Origin of the sequence: Reyranella sp. CPCC 100927, assembly GCF_007859315.1 — a bacterium.
In the GTDB taxonomy this organism is placed as follows: domain Bacteria; phylum Pseudomonadota; class Alphaproteobacteria; order Reyranellales; family Reyranellaceae; genus Vineibacter.
On the sequence record NZ_VOHA01000006.1, the window covers coordinates 1 to 22,845 of the forward strand.

Consider the following 22,845-nt stretch of genomic DNA (forward strand, 5'->3'; position numbering starts at 1 on the left):
CCCCTACCTCTTTGAATCTCAACTCGTTCCCGCTGTCCAATGCTAAGTTAGCGCCTATGGGTGGGACGCCCGCGCTCCCGGGTCAAGCCCTAGCCGCGTTCCTTTGCGCGCCAGCCCGGCATCGGGAACACGGGCTTGGTGACGGCGAACTCGGCCGGCAGCACGACCGTGGGCTTGTTCTTCAGGTTCTGTACGGCGGCAGCCTTGATGTTGACGTTCTGGCCTTTGGCGTCGAACTGGATGGCGCCGCCGGTCATCACGTGGTCCTTGATGTCGGTCTTGCGCAGTGCCTCCATCAAGGCGCTGCCGGCGTGCGACTGGGCCCGCTTCCAGGCATCGGCGGCGATCAGCAGCGCCTCGAACGTGTAGCCGACATTGAGGTCGACCTGGCCGTCCTTGTACTTGGCGGCAAAGCGCTTCTCCAGCGCCTGGGTCATCACCGACTTCGGGTTCATCCAGGGGACGTTCGATACGTGGAAGTTCGCGAACTTGCCCATGGTCTTGAGGAAGTCGACCTCGTAGAGGCCTGGCGCACCGGGATTGACGATGCCCATCGGCTCGTACTGCTGCTTGACCATCTCCTGGATCAGCAGCTTGGCGTCGTTGAGGCGGCTGACCGGCATCACCAGCTCGGCCTTGGTGGCCTTCGCCTTGGCGATCTCGGCCGAAAGATCCTTGGCGCGCGGGTCGTAGGAGATGACGTCGACAATCTCGTAGGGCATCTCCAGCTTCTTGGCCAAGCCCGGGATCGCCTTCATCATCGATTCGCCGAACGTATCGTTGACCGACATCAGCACGGCGGTCTTGGGCGTCTTGCCTGCGGCGGCGAACAGGTCCTTCTGCAAGGTCAGCGCGCCCGTGACCAACATCGGCGCCGTCGGGAAATTGCGGACCACGTACTTGAAGCCGGACTCGGTGAGCGCCGGCGCGGCCGCGATGTTGACGATGAACGGCACCTGCTTCTGTTCGGCAACCTGTGCGATCGCCATCGAGTGGCCGGAGTCGAATGCCCCGATGAGGACGTGGGCGCCTGAAGCGATCGCCTTCTCGGCCTGGGTGCGCGCAACGTCGGCGTTCGTCTCGGTGTCATAGCGCAACAGATCGATCTTCACGCCGATCTTCATGTCCGCCAGCACGTCGTTGGCGAGGTCGGCGCCGCGCATGCAGATCTGCCCGATCTGGGCCTGAACGCCGGACATCGGCAGCAGGATGCCGACGCGCAGGTCGGACTTCTCCTGGGCCAGCGCATGGCGCAACGGCAACGGCGCGGCGATGAGCGCAGAACCGGCAGCGGCGGCGCGCGCAAGGGCACGGCGGGTCAAGCCGGTACGGGTGTCGGACATGGTACCTCCCTGGACAGCGAGACAAAACGCACTGAATTGCAGATTTGATGGCGTATCAAACAATGCCGGCGCCCGCCACAGGGATCTGTCAGCGCCAGCGCAGGACCGTCCGTTCGACAATACCCAGCACGACGCTGACCACCAGACCGAGCAGGGACAGCAGGGTGACGCCAGCCAGAAGCTGATCGGTCTGCATCAGATTGCCGGCGCTCAGGATGAAGGCGCCGATGCCGTACTGGGCGCCGATCATTTCGGCCGCCACCACCAGGATCAGGGCGATCGAGGCGGTGATGCGGAAGCCGGACAGGATGCCGGGCATGGCGCCCGGCACGAGGATCTTCCAGACGATGTGGGATGCCGGCAGGCCAAAACTCTGGGCCATCCGGATCAGATTGCGTGGCACCGAATCGCAGGCGGTGTAGGCCGCGATCACGGTGGGGAAGAACACGCCGAAGCCGATCGTGGCGACCTTCGAGGGCTCGCCGATGCCGAACCACAGGATGAACAGCGGCAGCAGCGCGATCTTGGGGATCGGGAAGAGGGCCGACACGACCGGCAGCCCAGCGGCGCGCGCCACCGAAAAGATGCCCATGGCCAGGCCGATGGCCAGCCCGGCGATCGTGCCCAGCAGCCAGCCCAGCGCGATGCGCGACAGCGAGGCGCCGATATGCTGCCCCAAGGTGCCGTTGTCGATCATGTCGCCGAAGGCGCCGACGATCTGCCACGGGCTGGGCATGAACAGCGCCGGCAGCCAGCCGCGCGAGGACGCGATCTGCCACAGCCCGATGACGGCGATGAACACGGCGATCGGCACCAGTCGTCGCGGTTGCGGCTGGAAGCCGCCGCCGCGAAACGGCACCGTCCTGGCGGTTGCACTGTCAGGCATGCTGAACCTCGCGTTCGGCATCGCGGGCCTCATCCCGGATCAGCATCCACAGGCGATCGCGCACGCCGGCGATCACCGCCTGTGCCGACGGCCCGGTGCGCTCGGCGACGGGCACGTCGATCGTCACGATCTCGCGCAGGCGGCCGGGGCGCCGCGATAGCACCACCACGCGATCAGCCAGCCGCGCCGCTTCGTCGAGATTGTGCGTCACGTAAAGCCGCGTCGAGCGTTCGCGTGCCCAGATCGCCAGCAGGTCCTCCATGAGCAGCTCACGTGTCTGCGCATCGAGCGCCGACAGCGGCTCGTCGAGCAGCAGGACTGCTGGCCGCACGACCAGGGCGCGCGCGATGCCCACCCGCTGGCGCATGCCGCCGGAAAGCTGTTTGGGCAAAGCCGTCGCGAAATCGCTCAGGCCGGTGAGGTCGAGGGCCGCCTGCACGCGATCATGCCGTTCGGCGCGCGGCAATTTGTGATGTTCCAGTGCCAGTGCCACGTTGGCTGCCACTGAACGCCACGGCAGCAGGGCGAAGTCCTGGAAGATGTAGGTGAACGGATTGAGGGAATCCGCGCGCGGTGCGCCGATGGTCTCGACCCGGCCCGACGTCGGTTTCAACAAGCCTCCCACGATTCCCAGCAACGTCGACTTGCCGCAGCCCGACGGGCCGATGATCGCCACGGTCTCGCCGTCGCGCACGGCAAGGTCAATGCTGTCAAGGGCGAGCAGGCCGTCGTAGTGGTGAGTGATACCGTCGAGGCGCAGATCCATGGAGGCGGGCTTCGCACTACCGCTTCGGCGGGTCGAGGTGGTCCTTCACGAAGCTGAGGTCGAGGAACTTGCCGGCGTCAACATCGCGGGCGACCATGCCCTGCGCCTGGTACCAGGTGACCTGGTCGTAGATGTTCTTCACCAGCAACCGGCCTTGTGGATCGATATAGGAAGCGCTGGCCTTGACCTGGTCGGGCGACGGCTTGGGCTCGACATATTTCTGGATCATGGGAATGAGGGCGTCGGCCTTCTCGCCAAACACCCGCTTGCCGGCGGCGTCGCGCTGGAGGAAGGCCTCGGCGTAGTCGGCGCAGGCCATCACATAGGCGGCCATGAATTTCTCGACCGTCGCGCGCCGCTGATCGACGACACGGCTGCCGGCGAACAGCGCTCCCAGCTGCCACGGCGTTTCCTGGTGCACCCAGCCGATGATCTTGCCAAACCCTTCCTTCTCCGCGGCGTAGGCGTTGTTGGCGGGCAGCAGGGCGCCGTCGACCTGTTCGCCCTTGAGGGCTGCCGTCACGTTGGCGATCGACTGCAGCGGCTTGAGGGTCACGTCGGTCAGCTTGAAGCCACGCTTCTCGGACAACATGCCCAGCATGTAGTGGAAGGTCGAGCCGGTCTGGGTGATGGCGATGGTTTTGCCGGGGAATTTGCCGGGATCATTGAACCCGGCGTCGAACGCCTTCTTGCTCGCCACGTAGGCGACGAAATCGTAGCCCGGTTCCTCGCGCGATTGAGCCGCGATGATCTTGATGGCGCCCTTGCCGGCAAGATTGAAGAAGCCGCCGGTAAGGCCGGTGATACCGAGATCGGCGTCACCGGCGGCGACAGCCACGGCGATCGGCTGCGCGGCGTCGAAAAACTTGAACTCGATGTCCAGGCCCTTGTCCTTGAAGTAGCCCTTCTCCATGGCGATGAAGATCGGCGCCGAGGACACGAAACGCAGAGCGGCGATCGATACTTTTTCCTGTGCTGAAGCCGCCAGACCGCAGCAGAGGGCCACCAGCACGACAAGCGATCCGATGAGCCGATTGAGCATGAAACCCCCCGTTCCATAGCGGCATTGATTTATCGTGAAACTAACGGCCGTGATGGGACGGGTCAACGCACGGCGGAATGGCGTATCATCGCATATCAGGGACAACGCCCATGCGAGAGCGATATGGCGAATACTGCTGGTTCACCTGTTCTTTTCGGTGCCCGTTACAGCGTCTACACCCGCATCCCACGGTTGGCGCTGGAAGAGAAAGGCGTTGCCTACCACCTGGAGGAGGTTGACGTGTTTGCCCCAGGCGGCCCGCCGGCGGCCTACGTCGAACGTCAGCCATTCGGTCGCATCCCGGCGTTCGAGCACGACGGGTTGCGCCTGTACGAAAGCGGTGCCATCAGCCGCTACATCGACGAAGCCTTCCCGGGCCCGGCCTTGCAGCCGTCGGATCCCAGGGGCCGGGCCCACGTCAACCAGATCATCAGCATCTGCGACAGCTACGCCTATCGCACGCTGGTGTGGGACATCTTCGTTGAGCGCGTCAGTGTGCCGACCGAGGGCCGGCCGTCTGACGAAGCGCGCATTGCCGCAGCATTACCGCGCGCTGAAACATGCCTGCGGGTGCTCGATGCCGGCCTGGCAGACCATCCGTACCTTGCTGGTCAAACGTTGAGCCTGGCCGACCTGCATGCCCAGCCCATGTTTGCGCTGTTCCGTCTGGCTCCCGAGGGGGAGCAGATGTTGTCGAGGTATTCGGCCCTCAGCCGATGGTGGCAGGCCATGGCCAGTCGGCCCAGTGTCCAGGTGACCCGTTCGCCGCGCGAACTATCCCGCTGAGCACGATGGGGGCGTGTCTAATTGCAGGACGCCACGCCGGTCGGTACCGAGGGCCGCGCCATGAAATCGCGCAGGCAGGTGGAGAAGCGTTGCGCCATCGGCAATTCGGTTCCGGCGATATGGCCGCTCAGCTCCGACGGATGGTTGATCAGCAGGAGAGGAATGCCGGGCGCCTGCGCTCGATCGCGGGAGATCCGCACGCGTTCAGCCGGGTCAGGGTCATAGTCGTCGTTGTCGAACAGGGCGATCACGACGCGTGTTTCCGGTGATCGACGGCGGTTCAACAACTCTTCGAATTCGCGCAGGGCGTTGGCCTTCTGTGTGGTGCGCACGGTGCGATTGCCGTGTGTCGCCGGCGATAGCGCGACAACGGCATAGAGACCATCGACACGGTCCATGGCCATCAGCGAGATCCACGCGCCCGCCGACTGCCCCGCGACAATGATCTTGCTGTAACCCAGCGCCCGCAATTTCTCGATGCCCAGGGTCAATGCCGCGGTACCCCAGGTATTGGTGTCGTTCGCGGGTGCCCGATCGGCGCGGTAGACGTCCCACCCGGCATTGCCCAGGGTTCGCATGATGGTTGCCGCCGGCGCCGAGCGCCGGTCGGCGCGACGACCGTCCGATGTCGCGCCGCGGCCGTGGCTCCAGATGATGGCGCCGGTCGCACGAGTCGGGCCATGCAGGCGGAAGAGCGGATCCAGCGTCAGGGGCTGTACGGCGGTGAGCAGGCCGTCCGGCGCGGCCGCCGGCTCGGCTGCCGCGGTGATCTCGCAGGTCGTGCGGGCAAGCTTGCCGCACTGGTCGATGGCCGCCTTGCGCGCCTCGCCGATGGTCCGGTGGCCGGTGGCATATCCACAGCGCCCGTCGCTGCTGCGCGCAAAGGCCCGATTGGGCGCGCCCAGCAGATAGGTGTCGTAGAGTTCGCGGCAGACGCCCGTCAATCCGGCTGCATTGGCATCAGGCGGCTCGTCGCTGGGGACGTCGGGCGGCCAGGCAATGCGACCGGGCGCCTCGCTGCCCGAGCGGTTGATCTCGGCGGTCCCGGCGAATGTGGCAACCACTGTACAGCCCCCAACATTACCGCGCTGGCAGAAGCCGATGGCGGCGATCTGGGCGGCTTCGGGTGTACGGTAGTTGGCCGCATAGCCGCATTGGCCGCGGCGGTTGGTGGCGAAAGCGCGGATTTCGCCGCCTTTCAGGTACTTTTCATAGGTCCGGCGGCAGGTTGCGCCGAGATTGAACTGCTTTACTGCGTCCGCGACGCTGGGGTCGACCGATTGCGCCTCGGCCGGCTGTCCGCCCGCGGCAACCAGCAGCAGCGCGAGCGACAATGCCGCCTGGGTGCGGCCGAAAATGACGTACGTGAACGCTGAGACCATGGGTCCAAAGTCCGCACGAAGGCCCCGATTGTCAATGGTGATGACCCGGCTGCAATGTGGCAATTGTCCCTAGGGTGCAATTGTCACAGTCGCCAGAATGGCCCGGGCGGGAACCTGCTCCCCTTCCTTGACCGGCACCGATGCGATGGTGCCGTCGGCAGTCGCGCGGATCTGGTGCTGCATTTTCATGGCTTCCAGGACGACCAGTGTCTGGCCGCGCACCACCGCGTCGCCGGCAGCGACCTTCACGGCCACGATCCGGCCGTCCATTGGTGCCCGCAATGTGCCGTCGCCGGCAGCATCGGCGCTTTGCGGCGCCTCGTGCGTGACGTCGGCGAACGCCAACGACAGGCCATCGAGCTCGATCAGCCAGCCATCGCCGATCGCGTGGACATGGGCTTGCCGCCAGACGCCGTCGATGGCGAAACGCACCTGTGCATCCCGAGGCGTGCCGATCTGCAGGATGAACGTCGTGTCACCAGCGACCGCTGCCAGGGTGCCGTCGGCGCGGCGGTCCAATTGAATCTCCTGGCGCGTGCTGCCGACTCTCAAGCGCAGCAGGGTCGCAACCGGGTTGGAGTTGCGCCAGCCGCCCAGCAATGCGCCGGTCTGCACCCGGGCGGTTTCGTAAACGAGGCCGCCCGCCAGCGCCCAGTGCGCTGCGGTTGGTGTCGGAGCGGTCAGGGCCGCGGGTGGAAAGTGATCGCCGATGAAGGCGGTCGTGGCATCACCGGCGACGAAGACAGGGTGGCGCAGCATCGTGACCAGCAGGTGCTTGTTGGTCGTCGGGCCCAGCACGACCGTGTCCTCCAGGGCACGCGCCAGCTTGCGGGCGGCGTCGGCACGAGTGGCGCCGTGCGCGATCACCTTGGCGATCATGGGATCGTAGTAGGGCGAGATCACCTGGCCATTGCGCACGCCATGGTCCACGCGCAAGCCGGTGCCCTCGGCAGGGCGCCAGACCGATACCGTACCGGTCTGCGGCAGGAAGCCGTTGTACGGATCCTCGGCATACAGCCGAACCTCGATGGCATGTCCGGTGAAGCGGATCTCGTCCTGCTGCAGGGGCAGTGCGTCGCCGGCAGCCACAGCCAGCTGCCAGGCGACGAGGTCTTGTCCGGTGATCATTTCAGTCACCGGATGCTCGACCTGCAGGCGCGTATTCATTTCCAGGAAGTAGAAGCTGCCGTCCTTGCCCAGCAGGAACTCCACGGTACCGGCGCCGCGATAGCCGATCGCGCGTGCCGCGGCGACGGCGGCCGTTCCCATGCGATGCCGCAGCGCGGCGTCGACGACCGGCGAGGGTGCCTCCTCGATGACCTTCTGATGGCGGCGTTGGACCGAACAGTCACGCTCGCCGAGATGGACGACATTGCCATGCGCATCGGCGAAGACCTGGATCTCGACATGGCGCGCATCGACGATCGCTTTTTCCAGGATCAGCTCGCCCGAACCGAACGCGTTGGTGGCTTCGTCGCGCGCGGTGCGGATCGCTTCGGCCAGATCGGACTCGGTGTTCACCAGTCGCATTCCACGGCCGCCACCGCCGGCAGCGGCCTTCACCATGATCGGCAGGCCGATCTTCTTTGCCTCGGCGATCAGGAGAGCATCGCTCTGGTCGTTTCCTTGATAGCCCGGCACACAAGGAACATCGGCGTCGATCATACGCCGCTTGGCTGCGGCCTTGTTGCCCATCGCGTCGATGGCGGCAGGGGGCGGGCCGATGAACACAAGCCCGGCGTCGGAACAAGCCTGTGCGAAAGCTGCGTTCTCCGACAGAAAGCCGTAGCCGGGGTGAACGGCGTCGGCACCGGCTGCTTGCGCGGCCGCCAGTACCTTGGCGATATCCAGGTAGGTTTCCCCCGCCAGATTACCGCCCAGCCCGACCGCTTCGTCGCAGGCGGCAACGTGTAGCGCGTCTTGATCGGCGTCAGAGAAGACGGCAACGGTGCGATAGCCCAGCATGCGCGCCGTACGGGCGATGCGACAGGCGATCTCACCGCGGTTGGCAATCAGGATCTTTGAGAAAGTCATCGTGCGTGTCTGCCGATCACGTGAGGGGACGACCGTCACTGGTGAAATAGGTACCGCCGGTATCGTCGTCGCGGACCTGCATGCCGATGTCGGGATAGTGTGCGACATCGGTATTGGTACGCGTGCCGACCTCCAGGACGCGTGCCACCTGGCCGGAGCGGTTCACGAGATGATGGCCGTTGGGCTCACCGGCACGGAAGCCGGCGACGGTTCCGACAGTAAGGGTGGTGGCGCCGGTGTCGGTCACCAGTTCCACCTCGCCCTCAAGGACATAGACGAACTCGTCCTCGCGCTCGTGCCAATGACGTTGCGATGACCAGCTGCCCGGCGGCAGTTCCAGCAGGTTGACGCCGAACTGGCCGAGGCCGAACGCGTCGGCCAGTCGCCGCCGGCTGCGCTGTCGGCAGGGCACATCGTGCGGTGCCGGATAGTCCGTGCCGATCCTTTCAGGCAGATCGGCAGCCTTCACGCTGACTGGCCACATCGGGTTGCCTCCAACGTCAATCGACGGCCCACCGCGGTGGGCGTTTCTCGGCGAAAGCACGCAGACCTTCCGCCGCCTCGGGGCTGCGCCGCGCCTGGGCGAAGCAATCGGCCGCGAAATCCAGAACCTGCGACAAGGGCTGCGTGCCGACCCGCATGATCACTTGCTTGGTGAGTGCGTTGGCCAGTGGCGCACAGCGGTCGATTTGTTTCAGAACTTCCTCCAGCTTGGTTTCGAGCGCGGCGGAGTCCTTGACCAGGTGGTGACCGATACCCAGGCGCACGGCGTCGGCGCCCTTGAAGCGGGCCGCCGTCAGCGCCAGATGCCTTGTCTGCGGTACGCCGATGCGCGCCGCCACGAAAGGTGCGATCTGCGCCGGGACGATACCGATGGCGGTCTCGGACATGGAGAACCCGCAATCTTCCGTCACGATGGCGATGTCCGAGACGCAGACCAGCCCGAAGCCGCCGGCGATGGCGTAACCCTCGACGGCCGCGACCACAACCTGTGGCAGGTTGCCCAGCGCCTCGAGGAAAGTGCCGTACTCGCGATTGTTGGCGGCAATCGGGTCCTTCTCACCCGGCTTGGGTGCGCCGCCGAAGCTCTTCTCCATGTTGCGCAGGTCGGCGCCGGCGCAGAACGTGCCGCCGGCGCCACGCAGCACCACGGCCTTGATATCGCTGCGATCGCGCAGCAGGGCGATGACCTCCCGCAGCTCACCGAGCAGGGTCGGGTTCAGCGCGTTCTTCACCTCGGGCCGGTTGAGCGTCACGTAAAGCCGCGCCCGGTCGCGGCGCAGGATCAGTGTTTCGTACGTGGGGCGGAAGTCGGCCATCAACGATTCTCCAGGCGGGGCAGGGTGCCCATGTGCTTGCAGATGATCTGGAGCATGACCTCGTCGGCGCCGCCGCCGATCGAGGCCAGGCGCGTGTCGCGGAAGGCGCGCGCGGTGGGGCTTTCCCAGAGATAGCCGGCGCCGCCCCAGTATTGCAGGCAACCGTCGGCGACCTGACGCACGACGCGTCCCGCTTTCAGCTTGGCCATCGAGGCCAGCATGGTGACGTCGTTGCCGGCCAGGTACTCCTCGCAGGCGCGGTAGCAGAGCGAGCGCAAGATTTCGACCTCCGTCTTCAGCTCCGCCAGCTTGAAGTGGATGATCTGGTTGTCGAGCAGCGACCGTCCGAACGCTTTGCGGTCGCGCGTATACTCAATGGTCTGGTCGATCAGGCGGTCCATGCCGACCACGGCGCTGATCGCGCCCCACAGCCGCTCCTCCTGGAACTGCTGCATCTGGTAGGTGAACCCCATGCCCTCCTGGCCGATGAGGTTGCGCACCGGCACCTTCACCTCGTCGAAAAAGATCTGCGCCGTGTCGGACGAACGCATGCCGAGCTTGTCGAGCTTCTTCACGACCTGCACGCCCTTGGTCTTCATCGGCAGGCAGATCAGCGACTTGTTGCGGTGGACCGACCCATCGCCGGTGTTGGCCAGCAGGCACATCCAGTCAGCCTGGGTGCCGTTGGTGGTCCACATCTTGCCGCCGTTGATGACGTAGTCGCCGCCAACACGACGCGCCGTCGTCTTGATGCTGGCGACATCCGAGCCGGCGCCGACCTCGGAGACGCCCAGGCAGGCAACGTAGTCACCGCTAATGGAGGGCACCAGGAACTCCTGGCGCAGCGCATCGCTGCCGAAGCGCGCCAAGGCCGGTGTCGCCATGTCGGTCTGCACGCCGATCGCCATCGGCACCGAGCCGCAGTTGATGTGGCCCAGCTCCTCGGCCATCACCATGGCATAGGAGTAGTCCAGTCCGGCGCCGCCGTACTCGACCGGCTTGTTGATGCCCAGCAGTCCGGCGTCACCGAGTTTCTTGAAGACCTCGTGCGCCGGGAAGATGCCGGCCTGCTCCCAGTCGTCGACGTGCGGATTGATGTCGCGATCAATGATGGTGCGCAGCGTGCGGCGGATCTGCTCGTGCTCGGGCGTAAGCTGCATGGTGTTTCCTCGCGCTCCGTTGTCATCCCGAGCGCAGCGAGGGATCTTCGGAAGGTGGCGCACGGTGCGCTTGCATCAGAAGATCCCTCGCTACGCTCGGGATGACAGTGTTTGATCTCATTTCCCGGCCGGCTTGGGCAGGGTGCCCATCAGCTTGGCGATGATCTGCAGCATGATCTCGTCGGCGCCGCCGCCGATCGAGCCCAGGCGGCCGTCGCGGAACGAGCGGCCGACCGGGTTGTCCCAGAGATAGCCGGCGCCGCCCCAGTACTGCAGGCAGGCATCGGAGACCTCGCGCCGCAGGCGCCCGGCCTTCAGCTTGGCCATCGAGGCCAGCATGGTGACGTCCTCGCCGGCCAGATATTCCTCGCAGGCGCGATAGACCAGGGCGCGCAGCCCTTCGACTTCACTCTTCAGCTCGGCCAGCCGGAAATGGATCACCTGGTTGTCGAGCAGCGGCCTGCCGAACACCTTGCGCTCGCGCGTGTAGTCGATGGTGGCGTTGATGATGCGATCGCACCCTTGCAGGGTGCCGGCACCGGCCCACAGCCTTTCCTCCTGGAACTGCTTCATCTGGTAGACGAAGCCCATGCCCTCCTGGCCGATGAGGTTGCGCACCGGCACCTTCACCTCGTCAAAGAAGATCTGGGCTGTATCCGAGGCGCGCATGCCAAGCTTGTCGAGTTTCTTGACGACCTGAACGCCCTTGGTCTTCATCGGCACGCAGATCAGCGACTTGTTGCGATGCGTGTCGCCCTCGCCGGTGTTGGCCAGCAGGCACATCCAGTCAGCCTGGGTGCCGTTCGTGGTCCACATCTTGCCGCCGTTGATGACGTAGTCGCCGCCGACACGCCGGGCTGTCGTCTTGATGCTGGCAACGTCGGAGCCGGCGCCGACCTCGGAGACTCCGAGGCAGGCGACATAGTCGCCGCGGATCGAGGGGGCGAGGAACTCCTGGCGCAGATCGTCGCTGCCGAAGCGCGCCAGGGCCGGCGTCGCCATGGAGATCTGGACGCCCACGGCCATCGGGACCGAGCCGCCGTTCACGTGACCCAACGACTCGGAGCAGATCATGGCGTAGGAGAAATCCAGGCCGGCGCCACCGAACGCGACCGGTTTGTCGACACCCAGCAGGCCGGCATCGCCCAGCTTCTTGAACACCGCATGCGCCGGGAAGATGCCTTCCTGTTCCCACGCGTCGACGTAGGGGTTGATCTCGCGGTCGATGACCGTGCGCCAGGTGCGGCGCAGCTCTTCATGCTCGGCGGTGAATTGCATGGGGATTCTCTTTCATCAGTCCATCATGTCGAGCCATGAGACCATCACATCCGGGCGACGCCGAATGTGCTGGAACGCAGCTTACGCGCCATCGACTCGCGCACGACCGATAGTGTGAAGGCCAGCACTCGGCGGGTGTCGCGCGGATCGATCAGGCCGTCATCCCACAAGTGGCCCGTGCTGTAGAGTGCCGTCGACTCGCGATCGAACTGCTCGACGATACCCTTGTACATCTTCTCGACCATGCCGGCCGGCGGCTCACCGCCCTCGCGGGCATATTTCTGCTCGGTGACAATCTTCATCACCGTGGCGGCCTGCTCGCCGCCCATGACGGCGGTGCGGCTGTTGGGCCACGCGAAGATGAAGCGCGGATCGTAGGCGCGGCCGCACATGCCGTAGTTGCCGGCGCCGAAGCTGCCGCCGATCACGATGGTGATCTGCGGTACCGTAGCGTTGGCCACGGCCTGGATCATCTTCGAGCCGTGCTTGACGATGCCGCCTTTCTCCGCCTCGGTGCCGACCATGTAGCCGGTCGTGTTCTGCAGGTAGACAATGGGCGTGCCGGACTGGCAGCAGAGCTGGATGAATTGCGCCGCTTTCACGGCACCCTTGGTGGTGATCGGCCCGTTGTTGCCGATGAAGGCCACGGGCTGTGCCTCGATCTCGGCCCAGCCGCAGATCGTCTGCTGGTCGTACAGCGCCTTGAACTCGAGGAAGTCAGAACCATCGACAACCCGGGCAATCACCTCGCGCACATCATAGGGCTGGCGATAGTCGGGCGGCACCACGCCGCACAGTTCCTCGATGTCGTAGAGCGGCTCGGCATAAGCCCGCTGCGGCGGCGTCGGCGCATGGTCGTTCCAGCGCCACTTGCGCACCACCTCGCGCGCCAACCGGATGCCGTCGGCGTCGTTCTCCGCCAGCCATTCCGACACGCCCGAGATCGTGCTGTGCATCTCGGCTCCACCGAGGTCCTCGTCCGTCGCGACTTCGCCGGTGGCCGCCTTCAACAGCGGCGGGCCGGCCAGGAACACCTTGGCCTGGTTGCGCACCATGATGACGTAGTCGGAAAGCCCCGGCAGATAGGCGCCGCCCGCAGTGGACGAGCCGTGCACCACCGTGACCTGTGGGATGCCCATCGCCGACATGCGCGCCTGGTTGGCAAAGCCGCGGCCGCCGGGCACGAAGATCTCGGATTGGTACAGCAGATTGGCGCCGCCCGACTCGACCAGGTAGATCAGCGGCAGCTTGTTCTCCATCACCACCTGCTGCATGCGCTGGCCCTTGCGCTGGCCGGCCGGCGCCACGGTGCCGCCCTTCACGGCGCTGTTGGACGCCGAGATCACGCAGCGCACGCCCTCGACATAGCCGATGCCGACGATGCCGCCGCCGCCGGCGCCGCTGCCGTCGCGATCGTCGTGCATGCGGTAGCCGGCCAGTCCCATCAGCTCGAGGAACGGCGCACCGGGGTCGACCAGCAGCGCGATGCGTTCGCGTGGCATCAGCTGCTTGCGCTTGCGAAAACGCGGTCGCGCCTTGTCCGCGATCGCCTGCACGACCTGCTCGGCGGCGCGAAATTCCTCGATCGCGGCCAGCATGCCCTCGCGATTGCGCTTGTAGTCGTCCGACCGCGTATCGATCTGGCTTTCAAAAACGGGCATGACTCAGCCGCCCTCCTGCAGGACCTTGGGCGTCACGGCCAAATGAAACCCGTTATAGGGTTGCGAGCGGTTGCCCTTGGGCAGGACGATGTTGCGGGTCCCCAGGGGCACGCCGCCATCAATGCAGACATTGATGCCGGTCATGAACGCAGCGCCTTCGCTCAACAGGAAACAGACCGCTGACGACACCTCGCTCTCGGTGCCGATGCGGCCCAGCGGCACATGGTTCTTGAGGAAGGGGATGTCGCGTTTGAAATCACCCTCGTAGGTGTCCATGCCGCTGGAGGCGATCCAGCCCGGCGACACCGTATTCACGCGCACGCCGGCGTGCCCCCACTCGAAGGCCATGGTCATCGCCAGGTTGACGGTGCCGGCGCGTGCGGCGCCGGAGTGGCCCATGTTGGGCATGCCGTTGCGCATGTCGGCGGCCATGAACACGATCGAACCGCCATGATCCTTCATCGACTGGTTGTAAACCTCACGCGCTACCAGAAAACCGCCGGTCAGATTGTTGCGCACCACGGCATCGAAGCCGCGCTGGCTGATCGCGGCGATGTCGGCGGGGAACTGGCCGCCGGCGTTGTTGAACAGTCCGTGGATGCGGCCGTTCCTGGCCACGATCGTGGCGATGGCATCCTTGACCGGTTGTTCCTCGCGGATATCGAAAGTGTGGCACTCGCAGCTGCCGCCTGATGCCTCGATTTCCGCCTTCACCGCCTCGAGTTTCTCGAGCTTGCGGCCGGTGATCACGACGTGCGCCCCCAGCGCCGCCAGTTCATGGGCCGTGCAACGACCGATGCCGCTGCCGCCACCGGTTACAACAATGATCTGGCCGGCGAACAGCCCGGGGCGCAGCACGGAGCGATAAGGCATCGGCACCTCTCGACGTTTCCCGAAGAGGGCGCGTGAGTCGCGCCTCTGTCTTGCATTGGACGGTAACCGCCGATCGGTGGCGCGTAAACGCCCGTTCATAAGCGGTGGCCGTTGGTAGGTGACGTTTACGTCAACGTCAAGCGTACGACCCTGAGGGCATTCCGCCGGGCGATTGTCATCCTTCGCTTCGTTGCAGTTTTATGCTGTGAATATTCACTCATCTTTTCGTGGAAAGGCGCCGGTGCCGTTACCAACTCTCGTCCTGGTGTGAAGTGTCCCAAGAGGACCGAGGGAGAGTGGAATGGCTGTTGATTACCTGGTCGCGCAAAGCCACGTCGATCGTGCGCTCAGCCGACACCTGAACGAACCGAACTTTCTGGTACGGCTGTCAAAGGCTTTCCGCATGCTGCAGGAGGAGCGCCGGAGGCCGGGCGCGTCGGCGGACGAGGATCTGGCCGCAGCGGAACACTACCTGTTCGCGCGCCAGTCGGTGGCCAACAACTTTTGTAACCAGGGCCAGATGCGAGCGCTGGTCATCGGCTACGGCAGCCTCAAGTTCACGCTGCAGCGCGTCGGGTTGGGCAAGTTGATGCAGACGACCGACAACCCCACGTCGCGGGCATCCAAAGACAGTATCGAATGGGGCCTCATGGGTGTCAGGGACGGCGAGCTCGATCGCTTGAAACATTTGCCCGGCTCTCTGCCGGCACCTTTCAATCCGGATTTCGTGAAGACCGGTTCATCGCTCGACGACAAGATCAAATGGCTGGCCGAGAAGGGAAGCGGTTACATGTGAAAAAGAAGTGTGTAATCACTTTTTAGATAGTACCTGGCGATCCCATGCGGTATTCTGCTCTGCGACAGGCCGAATGCAGGGTGGGATGCGATGGCCGACGACACGATCGTGAGAGCGCACATTAGGCGGGCGCTGGCCGCACAGGCGACGGAACAGGATGTTTTGCGCCGACTGACCAAGGCGTTCCGCCTGCTGCAGGCGGAACGCTGCGCGCCCGGCGGTGCTCGGGACGAGGATCTGACAGCGGCAGAGTATTATTTCTTTGCGCGCCAGGCCGTGGCCAGCAACGCCGTCAGTCTCAAGCAGATGCTGCTCATGGTTGCCGAGAACGACACGCTGCAGCACGCGTCGCAACGTATCGGCCCCGGTGGCACGCCATTGGCGTCCTGCGACGATGCACCGTCGCAGGACAGCATCGGCTGGGGTGTCGCAGGTGCCATGCTCGGGGAGACCGACCGCCAGATCTATCTGCCGGGCTCGACCCCGCCGCCGTTCAAGCCGGCGTTCATGGGGGCCAGATTATAGCCAATCCTAAATGACCGTTCACAGGTAGTGCCTGGTGTCGGTTGACGTTGACGTAAACGTCAAGCAAGGTGCCGCCGACGTTGCCGAGCGGGGCGTTGCCGGGCAGTCTGCGTTTTGTACGCGGCTTGCCGGTGGGCGGAACCGGGAGGAAGCGGCAGCGCTTGCGCCGATTTTGCGGCGCCGACGCTAGATAGACCATCGCCCACAGGGAGCATGCGATGACACTCGCGGAATTGACCGAGAAGATGCAGGCGGGCGCCGGCGACAAGCAGGGTTTCGGCAACACGGTGAAGTTCACCACGCCCGACGGCGCGATCTTCATCGATGGCAACCAGAGCCCGCCGGTGATCTCCAACAACGACAATGCAGCTGATTGCACCATCAAGATGTCGCTGTCCGACCTCGTGGACCTGGTGGGCGGCAAGCTTGACGGCATGACCGCGTTCATGACCGGCAAGCTGAAGATCGAGGGCGACATGGGCGTCGCCATGAAGCTGCAGAGCATTCTGCGCTAGAAAGCGGTTCAAACGGGCGGGGCGCGGGTCGGCCAGACTCGCGCCCCGCTGCTTTTCACAGCCACTTGCGGCGGCGGAAATAGAGGAACGGCACGACGGCCGACAGCACCATCAGGGCCAGCGCCAGCGGATATCCCAGCGACCATTTCAGTTCGGGCATGAATTCGAAGTTCATGCCGTAGATGCTGGCGACCAGGGTCGGCGGCAGGAACGCGACGGCGGCCACCGAGAAGATCTTGATGATCTGGTTCTGCTCGATGTTGATCATGCCCAGCGTCGCATCGAGCAAGAAGTTGATGTTGGTGACGATGAACGCGGCGTGGTCGGTGAGCGATCGCGCGTCGCGCGACAGCGTCTTGAGGTGCTCGCGACCGGCCTTGTCGAGCGGCGGTTGGCGCGAGATCGTCAGGAACCCGACCACCCGCCCCAGCCCGACCAGGCTTTCGCGCGCCTTGTTGACGATGTCCTGTTGCCGGCCGATGCGTTGGAGGGTGTCGGTATAGGCATGCGTCGGCGTGTGGATGCGGCCGTTGGGCGTGGCGCGGCCGAAGACATCCTTGGAGATGCGGTCGACCTCGATGCCGCAGCGCTCCAGGATGTCGGCCAGCCGGTCGATCACGGCATCGAGCAGGCCCAGCAGCACGGTGGCGCTCGACTGGCAGACGACACCCTGTTTTTCGGCCAGGACCTGGAACATGGAAAACGATTTCGGCTCGCCGTAGCGGATGGTCACCAGCACGCGTTCGCCTAGCACGAATGTGACCGGCGACATCTCGGGCGTTTCAGAATCGCTGTGCCACAGCAGGCTCGCGGTGGCGAAGGTGGCGCCGCCGTCCTGGTAGAGCCGGCTCGACGGCTCGATCTCCAGCATCTCTTCGTGGGTGGGCAGTTCGAGCCCCAGCGCCTTCTCGACCGACTGCACTTCCGATCGCGTCGGCGACAGCAGGTCGATCCACACGGCATCGGCCGGTAGCGTCGCGGCGCCGGCGGCGACATCGACCATTTTGCGTTCGCCGCTGGTGAGGATCCTGATCATGCTGGCCTCCGGTCCGACGCCTCAAGCCGGCGCGCCGGAGGCGGCGACGTCACTCGCGAGCCATCCGATCGGGCGCGCCGGCAGCAAGGCGCCGGGTACTACTGTGACTGTCCATCGTTTCCCTGTGATAACGATCGTCCGCCGCGGGCGGGCGTCCGGCCTTAGCGCCGCCGCCGGTCGAATGTCAACCCGAGCTCGGCACGATCTCTGCGACATTGTGCCGGCGATCGGTTGAGCGCAGGCATACTTGGGAGTACTCTTAGGAGATAGTGGGGTCCGAACCTGCGGTAGCGCGTCGCGAAAGAAGCCAATCGTTTCTGGCCCGTCCAGTCGACGCACAACCGCAAGCGCGTTGTTTGGGGATATTTCAAAGACAGTTATTTGGCCGTCGGCGCGAAGGCGTCGGCGTGGAGCGAACTCGCAACCAGAGAGCAGTCCATGTCACAGCGCAGCGCACGCAGTCGCGGTCGCCGGGGCATCATGCAACTCTTGCTCGGCCTCTGCGCGTTCAAACTGAGCCGTTCGAGCTGGGCGCAGGCCATCGGTGTGGCGCAAGCAGGTCGCGTCTACGTGCAGCCGGATTCGCTCAACAGCGGCCTGGTGAGCACACCGATGCTGGACGGCGAACTGCCGGCGCTGCGCGTAAGCTGGATACGCTGGTACAGCGCCTTTCGCGATACCAGCCTGCAGGTCGGCGACGAAGTGATCGCAATCAATGGCGAGCCGCTGGCCAAGCTGACGGCCAACGAGGCCGACCGCAAGCGCATGCTCCAAGGTCAGGGTGTGGGGCTCTACGGCGAGAGCCAGGTCTGGAAGGCGAAAGGACTGACCGAAGGCGCGCCCCTGAGGCTGACGGTGCGCCGGCGTGCGTCAAAGCAGGGCTGGCAGACGCTCGATCTGACGGCGCCGCTGCGCCTGCAGCGTGTCTACGAGAATGCCAATCGTCGTCGCACACTGGGGGCTGATGGGCCTGAGGAGATGAGCTCCGACGGTCTCGGCGAGTCGTGGTCCGGCTGGCTCGAGAAGTGGGAGCGTTTCGGCAGCCAGTTGCGTGATGGCGGCTGGCGACGCGGCTCTTTCGGCACCGAAGGGTCGCGCAGTGAACTGGTCCAGGTCGAGCCTCGCCTGCAATGGCTGTTGAAGCAGCATCCCAACAGCGCCTTCACCAAGGCGATCCAGCAGGATTTCGACGCCCTGCGCGCGCTCATCGATGGCGGCGTCTACCAGTTGACCGCTGATGACCTCGCCTACCGCAAGGCCGACGAGATCCGTGCGGCCGAGGTCGCCGAGGTCGGCAAGCGGGCCCGTGAGACGTTTCTCGGCGCGCTGGCCGCTGCGCGCCTCGACTCCTTGCCCAAGGTCGACCTGATGGGTCCCGAACTGGAGCAACTCGCCGGCAAGGTGTTGGCCCTGCCGTCGATCCCGCCCCGCAACTGGGTGAGCGAGGCGGCGCACAACTGGTTCGCGGCGCAGGTTGGCGGTACCTACTGCTTCGTCGATACCGAGAGTCCGGAAGCGCAGCGCATGCAGCGGGCAGCACGCCGCTACAGTCAGCGTGTGACGCCCAATCTGCGTGAAGACTACGCCATCATCGGCCGCATCAAGGCGCAGCCGCGGCTGGTGGTGGTCAATGGGCGGGCGCTGGTCGGGCTGGAGCTGGAAGCGCTCGCCGCCACGGTCGGTGACGCACTGTTCGTCGATCTGACCATCCATGAGAAAGGGCAGTCGCTGTTCGCCGGCGAAGCTGAGCTGGCGCGGGCCCAGACTCCGCCACCCCCCGACGACGCGCCGCCGCAGGTCGTGCTCGAGGCCAGTTTCAAGGCGCTGAAGGCCGCCGACCAGACCACCTGGCAGAGCCTGTTCGTCGGCTGGCGCGCGGTCGGCGGTGCGCCGCCGATCTATTACGCCTATCGGCCGCGCGCCTTCGACAACGCCTGGGTACGGGCACGGTACGAACTGCAGGAACGCATCTGCGACATCCGCGTGCTGTGGGCTGACGATCCCCAGATCCTGATCCGCGGCGATGAATACCCCGGCCTGCCCAGGGTGCGCGAGGTACAGATCGAGGTCGAACATGTACGTGAGATGAAGACGCCTGCCGGCGTTACGTATCGTGGCTACATCGCGCCGGCCTGGACCCGGACTTGGCGGCTACAGCAGGTCGACAATGGGCCATGGCGCATTGCCGGCGAGAGCGGCATCTAGGGAGGGCGCCATGGTCGACTATCTGCGCCGTCCGGCTGAGCTGAACGCACGCCTCGACGAGCTGGGGCCACAGATCCCCGAGGCCGAGCGCGACACCATGCGCAAAGCGCTGGTCGAGTATGTGGCAGCGCGCAAGTCGGCGCTCGACGACCTCGGCCGCATCCTCGACGACATGAGTCCGGGTGACAAGGAGAGTGCCTGGCGTGATCGCGTGCGGCGCGCCCGTGATGATACCGGCCGCTTCTTCGACAACAGCCTGAGCGGCGCCAGCACACCCAGCATCGCGGCGCTGGGGTTCCGCACGCTGATGACCAACGTCGAGTTGGCATTCTGGGGTGGCCTGGAGGAGATCAGCGTTGCCAAGAAGCGCGACGAGATCGCTGCGACGCGGGCCAAGATCGAAAAGATGGCGGGCGAGCTCGACGAAAAATGGAAGACCATCGATGGGATCGGCGATGGGTTGTGGACCGAACAGAAAAATGTGCTGGGTGACGTCAAGCGCCTGATGCAGGAGGCGGCCGAAGAAGCGTCCAAGGGGCGCCGCACGGCGCAGGAGAAGATCGCCAAGAGCCTGGTGATGGCCACCGACTGGGCCAAGTCGCTGCCGGCCCCGACTCCGGTCAAGATCGGCGCGGAGATCATCCGCAAATTGCTGCAGCAGTTCGGCCCGGAGTGGCTCAGGATGACGCTCTATGCCCTGGGCGAACTGAAGGACGCGATCAAGCCCTGGGAGAAGCTGCAGATCGACCAGCGCGCGGCCCTGTACCAGAGCCAGCTCGGCCGTGAGGCCTCGGTGCACGTGCTGTTCACCCAGAGCTGGCAGGATACGCAGGAGTTCGTGAAGACCAATGGCTTCGAGGCGGCCAAGGCGCTCTACGGCCTGGCGCGCGAGTCGCTGGATCGCTGGGCCGGCAACATGCAGGCAGGCGGCACCCGCGACGACGCCGAGGCGTTCGGCAAATACTGCCTGGAGCAGTTGTCGGCGAACCTGGCGCGCACCGAGGCCAGCTTCAACGACTTCGTCAATCGCCATAAAGGCAAGTTCTTCGGGGCCATGAGCGATGAGATCAAGGAGGATCTCGGCGAGTTCAAGTCCTGGGAGACCGAATTCGAAGGGATTCGCGGCATCGACCTGGAAACAAAGCTGCGGCTGTTCCGCGACGATGCCAACGTGTTTTTTCTGGTCGACCTCGAAGGCCCCCTGTCGTGGCCGGAGCAGGTTCTGCGTGGCCGCGAGGACCTGAGCAGCGCCGACAAGGACGAACTGGTCGGCATGTACCGCGCCTATGCCGACGAGGTCCGCCGCCAGATCAAGGCCGAGTGCAATCGCATCGCTGACGGCATCCAGCGGGCGCAGCGTGGCATGAGCCGCGCCGAGCTCGAAGAGGCTTTCAACCGCGCCATCCTGATCCGCAACCTGCCCAGATAGGCCCCTTGATCGGGTTGGGCTGACACCGCATATTAAGAGGTAGCATTTTACTACCGGAGCAGATCATGGGCCTGCCGGTGAAGCTGTCGAATACGCTGGTGACGGCGGCGCGCGAAGAGGCCGAGGCCGGGTCGCGGTCGCTGACGGCGCAGATCGAGCATTGGGCCATCCTCGGCCGCGCCGTCGAGAAGCTGCTGCCGCACGGCCAGGTCGCGGCGCTGAAGCGGCTGGGCGGCGGCGCCGCGGCAACGCCGGCGCTGGCCAACCGTGAGGCCGTCGGCCGCCTGTTGCGGCGGCTGGTGGCGAGCGATGCGCGCGCGGCCGAGCAGGCGCATCTGGGTGCCCTGGGTGGCCCGCGCTACGGCGTCGATCCCAAGCATCCCGGGCTGCTGCTGCGCATCGAAGCCGACGGCACGCGCACCCTTGGCCGCCTCGAGGGCCGCACCTTCGTGCCGGCCAAGCCGGTGCGCAACCACAAGTCGGCGTGATCGTTCGCGCCGCATCGCGGCCGCCCCATGATCGATGACATCCTGCAGGCGCTGGCGGGACAGATCGCCGGCGACGGGCGTTTCATCCTGGTGCTGGCTGGGCCCAACGGTGCCGGCAAGTCGACGTTCTACGATCTGCACGTGCGGCCGCTGGGCCTGCCGTTCGTCAACGCCGACCTGATCGCGGGCGAACTCGATACGCCGGACGGCGAGGCGCGGGCACGCGCCGCCGCCACGTTGGCCGACGAAGAACGCCGGCAGCTGGTGGCGCGCGGCGAGGCGTTCTGCATGGAGACGGTGTTCTCCGATCCGGTCGGCGCCAAGCTCGACTTCCTGCGCGAGGCCCAGCGTCAGGGCTACGAAATCATCCTCGTCTTCATCGGCCTGGAGAGCCCGGCGCTGTCATTGGCGCGTGTCGTCCAGCGGGTCGGGCAGGGTGGCCACGACGTGCCCGAGGCGCGGCTGGCGGCGCGCTATCCCCGTACGCTCGCCAATCTGGCGGCGGCAGTGGCCGTCGTCGATATCGCCTTGCTGCTCGACAACAGCGACGTCGACGTGCCGTTCCGCTTCGTGGCGCTTTACGAGCGTGGACGGCGTCGCAAGAAGGCGCGGCGCGTGCCGCCCTGGGCCCGCAAGATCGTGGGCTGACGCCGCTAGCCCTGCTTGCTCTTGGCGTAGTGGCGGTGTGCCTTGGCCCGGTTGCCGCACATGCTCATCGAGCACCAGCGTCGCGTGCCGTTGCGGCTGTCGTCGACGAACAGGTAGAGACATTTGTCGTTGGCGCAGCGCCGCACGCGGGCCAGCCGGGCGTTGGTCAGCAGGTCGGCGGCCGACCACAGCACCGGTGCCAGCAGGTCGTTCACTGCCGGCCGCAGCTTGGCGACCTGCCAGGCGTAACCGGTGTCGGTGTGGCGCAACTGGGTACGCGGCGGGGTATGGGCGAGCGCCTGGTTCAAGGCCTCGATGTCGGCCACTGCCGGTGTCGCGCCGACCGCCGTGGCGCTGAAGATCCGGTAGAGCGCCTCGCGCAACGACCGGGCTTCGGCGAAGGCGCCGTCGGCCTGGCGCGGCCGTTCGTCCCACCACGCCTTCATGGCGGCGACGATATCGGCCGGCATCACCTGCTTCGTCTCCTGCCAGGCCAGCACGTCGTCCAACCCGTGCAGTTCCTCGGTCGTCTGCTCGGTGCCGCGCCAATAGAGGGTGTTGGCGTAGTCGATGCAGAGATCGGCACGGGCAGGGAGCAGGGTCGGCCGGGCCAGGGCTGAGGCGGAGGACATACTGTCCAGATACTAACCGGTCAGAGGGTTGACAAGGGTTT

Annotated in this window: 22 protein-coding genes; 8 read left to right on the forward strand and 14 right to left on the reverse strand. The window is 65.5% G+C overall.

Features of this window, described 5'->3' with window-relative positions; all coding sequences use genetic code 11:
* Window positions 1–89: 89 nt before the first annotated feature.
* The 4 genes from FQU96_RS17695 to FQU96_RS17710 all read right to left on the reverse strand — a co-directional run bounded on the left by FQU96_RS17695 (window position 90) and on the right by FQU96_RS17710 (window position 4,037).
* Window positions 90–1,343 carry an ABC transporter substrate-binding protein gene (locus FQU96_RS17695; protein WP_146542646.1) on the reverse strand — a complete coding sequence of 418 codons (1,254 nt, stop codon included), beginning with the start codon at window positions 1,341–1,343 and terminating at the stop codon, window positions 90–92.
* A gap of 88 nt (window positions 1,344–1,431) precedes the next feature.
* Window positions 1,432–2,229: an ABC transporter permease gene (locus FQU96_RS17700; protein WP_255468397.1), complete on the reverse strand. Its 798-nt coding sequence runs from the start codon at window positions 2,227–2,229 to the stop codon at window positions 1,432–1,434.
* Entirely contained in the window at window positions 2,222–2,995 is a 774-nt protein-coding gene (locus FQU96_RS17705; RefSeq protein WP_146542648.1) for an ABC transporter ATP-binding protein, read from the reverse strand. The genes FQU96_RS17700 and FQU96_RS17705 overlap by 8 nt, the downstream gene beginning before the upstream one ends.
* A 16-nt stretch (window positions 2,996–3,011) precedes the next feature.
* Complete coding sequence (locus FQU96_RS17710; RefSeq protein ID WP_146542649.1) at window positions 3,012–4,037, reverse strand: ABC transporter substrate-binding protein; 1,026 nt, start codon at window positions 4,035–4,037, stop codon at window positions 3,012–3,014.
* 123 nt (window positions 4,038–4,160) lie between these two features.
* Here FQU96_RS17710 and FQU96_RS17715 point away from each other — a divergent pair, with 123 nt between their 5' ends.
* Window positions 4,161–4,823: a glutathione S-transferase family protein gene (locus tag FQU96_RS17715; protein WP_146542650.1), complete on the forward strand. Its 663-nt coding sequence runs from the start codon at window positions 4,161–4,163 to the stop codon at window positions 4,821–4,823.
* Window positions 4,824–4,840: 17 nt separating this feature from the next.
* Here the strand turns inward: FQU96_RS17715 and FQU96_RS17720 are convergent, their stop codons facing one another.
* The 8 genes from FQU96_RS17720 to FQU96_RS17755 all read right to left on the reverse strand — a co-directional run bounded on the left by FQU96_RS17720 (window position 4,841) and on the right by FQU96_RS17755 (window position 14,530).
* Window positions 4,841–6,205: a hypothetical protein gene (locus FQU96_RS17720; protein ID WP_146542651.1), complete on the reverse strand. Its 1,365-nt coding sequence runs from the start codon at window positions 6,203–6,205 to the stop codon at window positions 4,841–4,843.
* A gap of 69 nt (window positions 6,206–6,274) precedes the next feature.
* Window positions 6,275–8,239, reverse strand: a complete 1,965-nt coding sequence (locus FQU96_RS17725) for an acetyl-CoA carboxylase biotin carboxylase subunit (protein WP_146542652.1) — start codon at window positions 8,237–8,239, stop codon at window positions 6,275–6,277.
* Between the two features lie 16 nt (window positions 8,240–8,255).
* Window positions 8,256–8,723 carry a cupin domain-containing protein gene (locus tag FQU96_RS17730; RefSeq protein ID WP_146542653.1) on the reverse strand — a complete coding sequence of 156 codons (468 nt, stop codon included), beginning with the start codon at window positions 8,721–8,723 and terminating at the stop codon, window positions 8,256–8,258.
* Between the two features lie 16 nt (window positions 8,724–8,739).
* Complete coding sequence (locus tag FQU96_RS17735) at window positions 8,740–9,558, reverse strand: enoyl-CoA hydratase/isomerase family protein (RefSeq protein ID WP_146542654.1); 819 nt, start codon at window positions 9,556–9,558, stop codon at window positions 8,740–8,742.
* Window positions 9,558–10,718, reverse strand: a complete 1,161-nt coding sequence (locus FQU96_RS17740; protein ID WP_146542655.1) for an acyl-CoA dehydrogenase family protein — start codon at window positions 10,716–10,718, stop codon at window positions 9,558–9,560. Before FQU96_RS17740 ends, FQU96_RS17735 begins: the two co-directional genes overlap by 1 nt.
* A 117-nt stretch (window positions 10,719–10,835) precedes the next feature.
* The gene (locus FQU96_RS17745) at window positions 10,836–11,996 is read right to left on the reverse strand and encodes an acyl-CoA dehydrogenase family protein (protein ID WP_146542656.1); all 1,161 of its coding nucleotides are present in this window, start codon (window positions 11,994–11,996) and stop codon (window positions 10,836–10,838) included.
* Between the two features lie 44 nt (window positions 11,997–12,040).
* Window positions 12,041–13,657, reverse strand: coding sequence for an acyl-CoA carboxylase subunit beta (locus tag FQU96_RS17750; RefSeq protein WP_146542657.1), 1,617 nt, complete (start codon window positions 13,655–13,657; stop codon window positions 12,041–12,043).
* 3 nt (window positions 13,658–13,660) lie between these two features.
* Window positions 13,661–14,530: an SDR family oxidoreductase gene (locus FQU96_RS17755; RefSeq protein ID WP_146542658.1), complete on the reverse strand. Its 870-nt coding sequence runs from the start codon at window positions 14,528–14,530 to the stop codon at window positions 13,661–13,663.
* A gap of 301 nt (window positions 14,531–14,831) precedes the next feature.
* Here FQU96_RS17755 and FQU96_RS17760 point away from each other — a divergent pair, with 301 nt between their 5' ends.
* The 3 genes from FQU96_RS17760 (at window position 14,832) to FQU96_RS17770 (ending at window position 16,366) form a co-directional block, all read left to right on the forward strand.
* Complete coding sequence (locus FQU96_RS17760; protein WP_146542659.1) at window positions 14,832–15,326, forward strand: hypothetical protein; 495 nt, start codon at window positions 14,832–14,834, stop codon at window positions 15,324–15,326.
* A gap of 90 nt (window positions 15,327–15,416) precedes the next feature.
* Window positions 15,417–15,851, forward strand: coding sequence for a hypothetical protein (locus FQU96_RS17765; protein WP_146542660.1), 435 nt, complete (start codon window positions 15,417–15,419; stop codon window positions 15,849–15,851).
* Between the two features lie 218 nt (window positions 15,852–16,069).
* Entirely contained in the window at window positions 16,070–16,366 is a 297-nt protein-coding gene (locus FQU96_RS17770; RefSeq protein ID WP_146542661.1) for an SCP2 sterol-binding domain-containing protein, read from the forward strand.
* Between the two features lie 55 nt (window positions 16,367–16,421).
* On the opposite strand, the gene corA is transcribed toward FQU96_RS17770, so the two are convergent.
* Window positions 16,422–17,402, reverse strand: coding sequence for a magnesium/cobalt transporter CorA (gene corA / locus FQU96_RS17775; RefSeq protein WP_146542662.1), 981 nt, complete (start codon window positions 17,400–17,402; stop codon window positions 16,422–16,424).
* 480 nt (window positions 17,403–17,882) lie between these two features.
* Here corA and FQU96_RS17780 point away from each other — a divergent pair, with 480 nt between their 5' ends.
* The 4 genes from FQU96_RS17780 to FQU96_RS17795 all read left to right on the forward strand — a co-directional run bounded on the left by FQU96_RS17780 (window position 17,883) and on the right by FQU96_RS17795 (window position 22,172).
* Window positions 17,883–19,607 (forward strand): hypothetical protein, encoded by a 1,725-nt coding sequence (locus FQU96_RS17780; protein WP_146542663.1) that lies wholly within the window; start codon window positions 17,883–17,885, stop codon window positions 19,605–19,607.
* Between the two features lie 10 nt (window positions 19,608–19,617).
* The gene (locus FQU96_RS17785) at window positions 19,618–21,036 is read left to right on the forward strand and encodes a hypothetical protein (protein ID WP_146542664.1); all 1,419 of its coding nucleotides are present in this window, start codon (window positions 19,618–19,620) and stop codon (window positions 21,034–21,036) included.
* Window positions 21,037–21,101: 65 nt separating this feature from the next.
* Window positions 21,102–21,524 (forward strand): hypothetical protein, encoded by a 423-nt coding sequence (locus FQU96_RS17790; RefSeq protein WP_146542665.1) that lies wholly within the window; start codon window positions 21,102–21,104, stop codon window positions 21,522–21,524.
* A 27-nt stretch (window positions 21,525–21,551) separates the two neighbouring features.
* Window positions 21,552–22,172, forward strand: coding sequence for an AAA family ATPase (locus FQU96_RS17795; protein WP_146542666.1), 621 nt, complete (start codon window positions 21,552–21,554; stop codon window positions 22,170–22,172).
* Between the two features lie 5 nt (window positions 22,173–22,177).
* On the opposite strand, the gene FQU96_RS17800 is transcribed toward FQU96_RS17795, so the two are convergent.
* On the reverse strand, window positions 22,178–22,804 hold the full coding sequence (locus tag FQU96_RS17800; RefSeq protein ID WP_146542667.1) for an ABATE domain-containing protein: 627 nt from the start codon (window positions 22,802–22,804) through the stop codon (window positions 22,178–22,180).
* Window positions 22,805–22,845 lie beyond the last annotated feature (41 nt).